The organism is Halomonas sp. SpR1, assembly GCF_031010175.1.
GTDB lineage: Bacteria > Pseudomonadota > Gammaproteobacteria > Pseudomonadales > Halomonadaceae > Vreelandella.
The window spans coordinates 47,813-57,037 of the sequence record NZ_JAUAMB010000035.1 but is presented as its reverse complement, the minus strand read 5'-3'; the positions used below and the strand labels follow the sequence as shown (position 1 = coordinate 57,037).

The following is a 9,225-nucleotide window of genomic DNA, read 5'->3' as shown; positions in this document are numbered from 1 at the left end:
GGGACTGATCTCGATACTGGACGCGGTAAGATGGCTCAAGCGTTCTTCATGAACCGCCGTGGTACGGAACCGTATGCCCGGTGGTGTGAGAGGACAGGGGAGGCGACTCCCCTTCCTACTCGATCTTAACCGCTTTCGACTATCAATGCTGCTTAATAGGGCGCCACGCTGAGGTTAGCACCACTGCCGATCAAGCGAACACGCTGGCCAGCTTGGAATTGGCGATCTGCACGCTGAACAACAACGATGTCAGAGCCGTCATCACGACGAATTTCCATTTCCAGTGCATTGACGCGGTTAGTCGCATCTTCAGCGGCCGTACCTGCCACCGCACCACCGAGTGCGCCAGCAACCGTTGCCAATTGACGACCTGAGCCACCACCGACTTGGTTGCCCAGCAGGCCACCAATGATCGCGCCACCACCACTACCTAAAAGACCGCCTGCACGGCTTTCCGCCTGAATCTGTACCGGGCGAACCGCCACGATAGTGCCATAAGTGACGCTTTGGCTCGTTTTAGCCTGGTTACCGCTATAGACATCGCCAGAGTAGCCGGATGTGTTGGCGCAGCCAGCCAGGGTGAGAATGCTTAGTGCGGCAACGGGTAAAAGAAGACGTTTCATTAAAACCTCCAGGGTGTCTATGTTGATAACTGTCGCCCACATAGCTGTCATTCAGATGACGGTTTGAGGAGCGATTGCAGTTATAGAACAGTGTTCGTTAAAGATAGCCGATGCTAATGGCTTTGACCAGCGATCGTTTAAAAAGATCAAAGCTGAGCAAGCTGTAGCCAAAAAATAGCTTAATCTAGAGTCTAACAGTGTATTAAGAAAACAGTGTGCAAATACCGCTAGAAAAACAAAAACAGGAGGCCGGGAGGCCTCCTGTTGTAGGGGTGCATGGTGAGTTAAGGTATTAAAACCTGCCCATTAGCCAAACTGGTTCATCGTATTGTCTTTGCCACCGGCTTTGAGCGCTGCATCGCCGTGGAAGAACTCTTTGTGGTCATCACCGATATTGGAGCCGGCCATATCCTGGTGACGTACTGTGGCGATTCCCTGACGAATTTCCTGGCGTTGTACGCCTTTTACGTAAGCCAGCATGCCTTCGTCGCCGAAGTAGCCTTTTGCGAGATTGTCGGTAGACAGGGCGGCCGTGTGGTAAGTCGGCAGTGTGATCAAGTGGTGGAAGATGCCCGCTTCGCGAGACGAGTCGCGCTGGAAATTGCGCGTCCACTCATCGGCCAATTGGCCAAGTTCGGTGTCATCGTACTCAGCGCTCATTAGCTTGTCACGCTGGTATGCGGAAACGTCTTTACCCTCTTCCTGCCAGGCATCGAACACCTGCTGGCGGAAGTTCAGCGTCCAGTTGAACGACGGTGAGTTGTTGTAGACCAGCTTGGCATCCGGCACTACTTCACGAATCCGGTTAACCATGCTGGCAATCTGGCCCACATGGGGCTTCTCGGTTTCGATCCATAGCAGATCTGCACCGTTTTGCAGGCTGGTGATGCAGTCAAGAATAACGCGGTCTTCGCCGGTTCCGGGTTTGAACTGGTAAAGGCCCGAAGCGAGGCGCTTGGGTTTAACCAGTTTACCGTTCTGTTTGATGACGACGTCGCCGTTGTTGATGTCGGCAGCGTTCTCAATCACATCGCCATCCAGGAAGCTGTTGTACTGATCGCCGAGGTCGCCTGGTTCATTGGTGACGGCAATTTTTTGCGTCAAGCCAGCGCCCAGTGAGTCGGTACGCGCCACGATAACGCCATCTTCAATACCGAGTTCGAGGAAGGCGTAACGCACGGCGTTGATTTTGGCCAGGAAGTCCTCATGGGGCACGGTGACTTTACCGTCCTGGTGGCCGCACTGCTTCTCATCAGAGACCTGGTTTTCCAGTTGAATACAGCAGGCGCCCGCTTGAATAAACTTCTTAGCCAGCAGGTAGGTGGCTTCTGCGTTACCAAAGCCCGCATCAATATCGGCAATGATGGGGACGATATGGGTTTCGTAGTTGTCGATTTTGCTGATCAGTTCACGCTCTTTGCCGCTGTCACCGGCTTCTTTGGCTTCATCCAGCGCACGGAACAGGTGGTTAAGTTCCCAGGCATCGGCTTGTTTTAGAAAGGTGTAGAGTTCTTCGATCAGATCCGCCACGGAGGTTTTTTCGTGCATCGACTGGTCGGGCAGTGGGCCAAACTCGGAGCGCAGCGCGGCCACCATCCAGCCTGAAAGGTAGAGGTAGCTACGTTTGGTGGTGCCAAAATGCTTTTTGATCGAGATAAGCTTCTGCTGACCAATAAAGCCGTGCCAGCAACCCAGGGACTGGGTGTACTGTGCGGTGTCAGCATCGTAGGCGGCCATATCTTCGCGCATGACTTTGGCGGTGTAGCGGGCAATGTCCAGGCCGGTGTGAAAGCGGTTTTGAGCACGCATACGGGCGGCGTACTCGGGTTTGATGGCTTCCCACTTACCGCCTTGTGCTTCGCGTAGTTGGGCCATGGCTTTGATATCGTCGAGCAGTCCTGTCATGAGCTTACCCTCTTCGTTTGTGTTGGCAGTTCTTAAATGCTGGTGTCGTTTCGCCAATCAGTGCTTGCTAATGCTGCACCTGCGAAGTTGTGTTCAGCATCATTCAATTTGGCGTTTCTGTCTCTAAGTCAATCGTCTCTAAGCCCATTGTCTTGGGTACTAGAAACATCAGTGCTAAATACATCTGAAACAGCGTCGCGGACTTGAAGTACTCGCTACATCGCCATAACGCTGCAATGCAACAACTATCTACTAGGAGAGCGCATTCAACAATTGACACTTGGAGGCATAGGGCGTTGTAACCCGACTACAGTAGGGTGAGAAAGCGGTGGGTTTGTGTAGTGGTTTTTCGTCAGGAAGGCATAAAAAAGCACTGCCGAGGCAGTGCTAGAGATTAGTTGTAAATAAAATGTGCAGAAAGAGGATCGGAATCGGCCCGTAGCGGGGGTCTTTTGCCATGGATGGCAAAAGTAGCGCCCATGGATGGGTTTACAGCGCCCCCGCGGAGGGTTGATCCGATTCGGTGCCTACTGGGGTTGAAACTCCGTAAGCGAAAGCGTCATTTCTCGATGGGGAATGCCCGCATCCATAAACTCATCGCCGTGGGCGACGAAGCCTAGCCGCTCATAAAAAGCCAGCGCGTGAACCTGAGCGCTGAGGGCTACCTGGGCGTGACCCGCATGGCGAGCCGCTTCAATGGCGGACTGCATCAGCAGTACACCAATGCCGGTGCCGCGGGCATCACTAAGTACCGCGACACGGCCAATATGCGCGTCGGGCAGCAGTCGTGCGGTGCCGACCGGCTGCCCGTCGAGGAGCGCCAAAAAGTGCTGGCATTCTGGGTCTAAATCATCCCACTCCTCATCCGGAGGCACGTTTTGCTCTTCAATAAATACCTTGCGCCGGATTTCGCTGGCAGCCTGGCCCAGTGCCTCCCAGTCGCCGGTACTGATGTGGGTGATGGCCATTAATACCCCTCGTCGTCGTCACCTTCATCGCTCATAAAGCCGAGGCTGCCGGTATTAACCAGCTGCGTGATTAGCGTAGCGGCACCGTCAAGCTCAAGGTCTTCGGCGTAGAGCGGAGTAGTGTCGGCAAGTCGCTTGGCTAGCTCAACCGAACAGGCGTGGCCGTCGCCATCGACAAACAGCGTGGTGCCGCTGGCATCACTACGCCAGGCAAAGCGTGCACCGGGCATATGGTAAAGCGGTTCGCCGTCTTGTAGCTGAGCAACAAGCTCAGCCTCGGTCATCGGCGTTTCAAGCGGTACCACTTGATCGACATATTTTGGCTGAGTCATCACCCGGCCAAACCACTGGGCGACTTGGGTGGGGTTATCCAGCGTCGATATAATCAGCTGACGCATACGTTCAACGGCTGCGTCGTCCAGTTCACCGGCCTGCTGGGCAGGCGCCATGCCTGCATCGCTGTAACGCTGTGAGGCGGGAAGCTGCTCGCCTAAATAGTCGGCATAGGAGGTGATTGCTTCATCGGCGGAGGGAGCACGAAAACCAATCGAGATGGTCATGCAGTCATCGCTCTGGCTAACGCCGTGATGCGCCCAACCAGGTGGGAGATAGAGCATGTCGCCGGGATCAAGCACCCAGTCGGAGTCAGGCTCTACGGTGAACTCCTTTAAAATGCGCAGATCAATCCCCTGGATAATCGGCGCTTCATCGGTCAGTTTGCCACCCAACTGCCAGCGGCGGTGGCCGCTGGCTTGGAGTAGGAAAACATCGTACTGATCAATATGGGCACCCACATTACCGCCAGGAGGCGCGTAGCTGATCATCACATCATCGAGCCGCCAACGGGGCAGAAAATCAAACTCGTCCATTAGTGCAGCCACTGACGGCACATAGTGATCAACCGCTTGCACCAGCAGGCTCCAGTTGTTTTCCGGCAGCCGTTCGAAGGTGGCTTCATCGAAGGGGCCATGGGAGACTTGCCAGGGCCCATCCGGGCCTTCTTCTTCGACCAATCGCGCTTCCACGCCAGGCTCGCAGGCAAGCCCTGCCAGCTCATCGGCTTCAATCGGGCTGATGAAATCCGGCATCGCGCCGCGAATCAGCAGCGGCTTTTGCTGCCAATAATTGGCCAGAAAGTCGGCGGCGGTAAGGTCGCCCAGCAGGGTTAACGGCTTATCGTGATGGTTCATGGCATTCCCTGGCGTTAGTAAGTTAGCGTTATATGGCGTTATAGATGTCTTTATAGATGTCTTTATAAAGAGTTTAATTGTTGCGTCAATGCTTCGGCCTGGGCCTGGGCATTACCAATATAGTTGGCTGGTGAGAGCGCCTTCAACTCGGTTTTGACCTCGCCAGGCAGTTCCAGGGTATCAATAAACGCCGCAAAGCCCGCCTGGTCAATACGCTTGCCACGGGTCAACTGCTTGAGTTTTTCGTAGGGCTTTTCGATGCCGTAGCGGCGCATCACCGTTTGGATTGGCTCGGCAAGCACTTCCCAGCTGTTGTCCAGGTCAGCCTCTAAACGCTCGGGATTGGCTTCCAGCTTGCTGATGCCTTTCAGGCTGGCATGGTAAGCAATCAAACCATAGGCTAGGCCCACGCCCAGATTACGCAGCACGGTGGAGTCGGTCAGGTCACGCTGCCAGCGCGAGATGGGCAGCTTCTGGGCGAGATGGCTGAGCACCGCATTGGCCAGGCCCAGGTTGCCCTCGGAGTTTTCAAAGTCGATCGGGTTAACTTTGTGCGGCATGGTCGATGAGCCAATTTCGCCCTCCACCGTGCGCTGCTTGAAGTAGCCCAATGAAATATAGCCCCATACGTCGCGATCGAAGTCGATCAGGATCGTATTGAAGCGGCAAATGGCGTCAAACAGTTCGGCGATATAGTCGTGGGGCTCGATCTGGGTGGTGTAAGGGTTAAAGGTTAACCCCAGGCCTTCCACGAAGGTACGCGCGTTGGCTTCCCAGTCAATTTCCGGGTAGGTGGTCAGGTGAGCGTTGTAATTGCCCACGGCGCCATTGATCTTGCCCAGCACTTCCACCGCTTCAATCTGCTTAAGCTGGCGCTTGAGGCGGTAAGCCACATTGGCCATCTCTTTACCCAGCGTGGTGGGCGTCGCCGTTTGCCCGTGAGTGCGGGAAAGCATCGGCTGGGCGGCATGGGCAATGGCTAATTTGCCGATTTCATCAGCCACTTCGTGCATGGTGGGTAGCATGGCGTTCAGGCCATCGCTGAGCATCACGCCGTAAGAGAGGTTGTTGATATCCTCACTGGTGCAGGCGAAGTGAATGAACTCAGTGACCGCATGCAGCTCGGCTTGATTGGCAATTTTCTCTTTGAGGAAATACTCCACCGCCTTGACGTCATGGTTGGTGGTGCGCTCGATCTCTTTGATGCGTTCGGCGTCTTCAAGCGAAAACTCACGAATCAACTGCTCTAGAAACGCCGTAGCTTCAGCGGAGAGTCTCGGTACTTCGATAATTTGCGCGTGTTCAGCCAGACGCTGTAGCCAGCGAACTTCCACAATCACACGGGCGCGGATCAGGCCGAATTCACTGAAATGTTCGCGCAGGGCGGCGGCTTTAGAGGCGTAGCGGCCATCGACGGGGGAAAGGGCGGTCAAAGCGGAGAGTTGCATGGCATCGTTTCCAGGAGGTTCGAAAGAAAATTAGTCGAGAGCAGGTTAATCGATTAAATAGTGGCTTAACTGAGGCTGTCCAGCGCCCGGCGTAGCGCTTTACGCTGGAATACCAGCTTCCAGCGTCGCCCACCTTGCTGGTGCCACAGTAGCCCAAAGCGGATGCCTGCCATTAAACAGGCGCGCACGCGCTCGGGCATCATGCGGCTCTGCAGTAGCGACGGGTCGCCCTGCACCACAATACGGGTTTTAAACGTGGAGATGGTCTCCTGGTAAGCTTCCCCTAGGCTGGCGACCACGTTTTCATGGGTAGTGCCGAAGTGTTCAGCCTGCCCCTGAATACGGGTTAATTTTTGCCCCAGCGTATCCATCATGTCGTTATTGGTGCGCAGCTTATTCATCAGCATCAGCAGCGAAAAACCGTAACGCAGTACCACCGGGTTCGCCTGTTTGCGACCTACCAGGGCTTCTAAGGTATCCAGGCCCCGACGAAGGTTATTGGGGTGCCCGCCATAAATCGCTTCGAAACTTGCTGGATTAGTATCAACGGTGGCCTCAATCAGCGTTTCCCAGGCGCGGGGGTCGACTTGGCCTGTGCGGGCGAGCTCGTCAACCAGGCTAGCGGCCTGAAACACGCCCGCCAAAGCAAGCGCTTGGCGGGCGGCCGGGGAGTCGGGAGCGCGATGAATCGGGGTGGTGGGATTCATGCGGCGGCCTCCGTGGTTTTCTTCCAGGTGGCCCGGATAACGCCGCCTCCCAAGCAAATATCGCCATCGTAAAGTACTAGTGACTGGCCTGGGGTAACCGCCCACTGTGGGTCGTCGAAAGTGACCTCAACGCCGCCGTCGGGCAGCACGCGCATTTCACAGCTGCAGTCGCTTTGCCGATAGCGGGTCTTAGCGGTAAAGCGACCCTGTTGAGCCGGCGGCTCACCGGCGACCCAGTCCATCGCCTCGGTGGCTAATGTATCGGAGTAGAGCAGTTGATCGTGCTTACCCTGCACCGCGATCAGTACATTGCGATCAAGATCTTTTGCCGCCACGTACCAGGGCTCTTCTGAATAGTTGGAAAGCCCGCCAATCCCAAGGCCCTGGCGCTGGCCCAGGGTGTAGTACATCAGCCCCATATGTTGGCCAATCACATCGCCATCCGGCGTTTCAATGCTGCCGGGCTGGGCGGGTAGGTACTGCTGCAGGAAGTCGCGAAAGCGCCGCTCGCCGATAAAGCAGATGCCTGTGGAGTCCTTTTTCTTGGCGGTAACCAGTCCATGCTGTTCAGCCAAGGCGCGCACGGCAGGTTTTTCCAGCTCACCCACGGGGAACAGGGTGCGTGCAATCGCGGCTTCCGGCACCGCATGCAGGAAGTAGCTTTGATCTTTATTGCCATCCAGGCCTTTAAGCAGGCGGGGGCGACTTTCGCTCATGCCTTGGCGGACATGCCCTTGACGAACATAGTGGCCGGTGGCGATTTTGCTAGCCCCGAGCATTTCGGCGTACTCAAGGAACACCTTAAACTTGATCTCCCGGTTACACAGAATATCCGGGTTGGGTGTGCGGCCCGCTTTGTATTCGGCTAAAAAGTGCTCAAAGACGTTATCCCAATACTCCGCGGCAAAATTAGCGGTGTGCAGCTTAATGCCGAGCTTTGCGCAGACCGCCTCGGCGTCGGCGAGATCCTCTTTGGCCGTACAGTACTCGGTGCCGTCGTCTTCATCCCAATTTTTCATAAACAGACCTTCCACCTCATAGCCTTGCTGCATAAGGAGAAGGGCAGAAACGGACGAGTCCACGCCGCCGGACATACCGACAATCACTTTGCCGTTAGCAGAGGTTTCGGTAGTGGTTGAGCCAGTGCTGGATGACTCGGTATTGGATGACCCGGTATTGGATGACATAGGCATCCTCAGTAGAAGTAGTGTGCAATTGGGCGGGGATTATACACGATGGGAGGGAATGCCTTCGAGTGCTTCACTCGCGAATCACTGCCAGCGGGTAACACTGCTCGCTGAGTGCGTCTTCAATGCGTTTAAGCACTAGCGGGCTGCGCAGGCGCGCCTGCTGCTCGAGCGACCGTATCTGCTCAACGGTAAGCCAGTGGGTGGCGAAAATATCCGGGTCGAGGGGAAGGTCGAGTTGCTGAAGCGGCTCAGCAATGAACCCGTGGCTATGGAACGTTTCTCCAGCGCCGGTATGAAAAACATACAGGCCCAGATACCCGGTAAGTGATACCTGCCAGGCAGTCTCTTCCACTACCTCGCGCAGAATTGCTCTGATGGGGCCTTCGCCGGGTTCAATATGCCCAGCGGGCTGATTAAACACGCTTTGCGGGCCGCCGCGATGCTCTTCCACCAGCAAAAAGCGCTGGCCCTGCTGAATCACGCAGGCTGCCGTGCTACGAATAAGGCTCATCAGGGTTTCCTGCGTTTGGTGGTGGGCCGTGCGCGCTGATTTTTCTGCTGCGCTACTCGCTGTCCTACTCCCCGACCAGGGGGCGCATTGGCGGGCCGGGGCGCGTGCAGGGTCTCTTTGCGCCATTCGCCAGGGGCTAAACCATCCAGCCGCCAGGGGCCAATGGCCGCACGAATCAAACGCAGGGTTGGAAAGCCGACGTGGGCGGTCATGCGGCGCACTTGGCGGTTACGGCCTTCGCTGATGGTGAGCTCCAGCCAGCTAGTCGACGGGTGGCGTTTGGGGTCGATGTCGGGTTGGCGCGGCGCAATCGTCGGGGGATCTATTCGACGAGCCTTGGCTGGCTGCGTTGGGCCATCTTTCAGCGCCACCCCTTGACGTAGCGCTTTCAGCGCTGCGTCACTAATCTCACCTTCTACTTGAGCCCAGTAGGTTTTGGGCTGCTTGTAACGCGGGTGAGAGATGCGGTGAATCAATTCGCCGTCATCACTGAGCAGTAGCAGACCCTCTGAGTCGTAATCAAGGCGTCCGGCGGCGTACACCCCTGGCACCGTAATAACATCGGCTAATGTGGCGCGAGCCTGTTTGTCGGTAAACTGAGAGAGCATACGATAGGGTTTGTGCAGTAAATATAAGGTACTCATGATCTCTTTATGGGGTTGCCCTTGATTTGTCGACAATCT

Annotated in this window: 9 protein-coding genes; all 9 read right to left on the bottom strand. The window is 55.9% G+C overall.

Translation table 11 applies throughout. The features are described from left to right. Positions 1-152 precede the first annotated feature (152 nt). The 9 genes from QT231_RS19650 to QT231_RS19610 all read right to left on the bottom strand — a co-directional run bounded on the left by QT231_RS19650 (position 153) and on the right by QT231_RS19610 (position 9,186). The gene (locus QT231_RS19650) at positions 153-623 is read right to left on the bottom strand and encodes a glycine zipper 2TM domain-containing protein (protein WP_308338506.1); all 471 of its coding nucleotides are present in this window, start codon (positions 621-623) and stop codon (positions 153-155) included. A gap of 306 nt (positions 624-929) precedes the next feature. After that, positions 930-2,528 carry an isocitrate lyase gene (locus QT231_RS19645; RefSeq protein WP_308338505.1) on the bottom strand — a complete coding sequence of 533 codons (1,599 nt, stop codon included), beginning with the start codon at positions 2,526-2,528 and terminating at the stop codon, positions 930-932. A gap of 527 nt (positions 2,529-3,055) precedes the next feature. Then, positions 3,056-3,496, bottom strand: coding sequence for a GNAT family N-acetyltransferase (locus QT231_RS19640; RefSeq protein WP_308338504.1), 441 nt, complete (start codon positions 3,494-3,496; stop codon positions 3,056-3,058). Beyond that, positions 3,496-4,686, bottom strand: coding sequence for a cupin domain-containing protein (locus QT231_RS19635; protein WP_308338503.1), 1,191 nt, complete (start codon positions 4,684-4,686; stop codon positions 3,496-3,498). Before QT231_RS19635 ends, QT231_RS19640 begins: the two co-directional genes overlap by 1 nt. A 62-nt stretch (positions 4,687-4,748) precedes the next feature. Continuing rightward, positions 4,749-6,134, bottom strand: coding sequence for an adenylosuccinate lyase (gene purB, locus QT231_RS19630; RefSeq protein WP_308338502.1), 1,386 nt, complete (start codon positions 6,132-6,134; stop codon positions 4,749-4,751). A gap of 65 nt (positions 6,135-6,199) precedes the next feature. Further along, positions 6,200-6,841 (bottom strand): high frequency lysogenization protein HflD, encoded by a 642-nt coding sequence (gene hflD / locus QT231_RS19625; RefSeq protein ID WP_088701115.1) that lies wholly within the window; start codon positions 6,839-6,841, stop codon positions 6,200-6,202. Further along, positions 6,838-8,028, bottom strand: a complete 1,191-nt coding sequence (gene mnmA / locus QT231_RS19620; protein ID WP_374694416.1) for a tRNA 2-thiouridine(34) synthase MnmA — start codon at positions 8,026-8,028, stop codon at positions 6,838-6,840. Before mnmA ends, hflD begins: the two co-directional genes overlap by 4 nt. A gap of 73 nt (positions 8,029-8,101) precedes the next feature. Beyond that, positions 8,102-8,542, bottom strand: a complete 441-nt coding sequence (locus QT231_RS19615) for an NUDIX domain-containing protein (protein ID WP_308338500.1) — start codon at positions 8,540-8,542, stop codon at positions 8,102-8,104. Continuing rightward, positions 8,542-9,186 carry a pseudouridine synthase gene (locus QT231_RS19610; RefSeq protein WP_308338499.1) on the bottom strand — a complete coding sequence of 215 codons (645 nt, stop codon included), beginning with the start codon at positions 9,184-9,186 and terminating at the stop codon, positions 8,542-8,544. The genes QT231_RS19615 and QT231_RS19610 overlap by 1 nt, the downstream gene beginning before the upstream one ends. Positions 9,187-9,225: the final 39 nt, after the last annotated feature.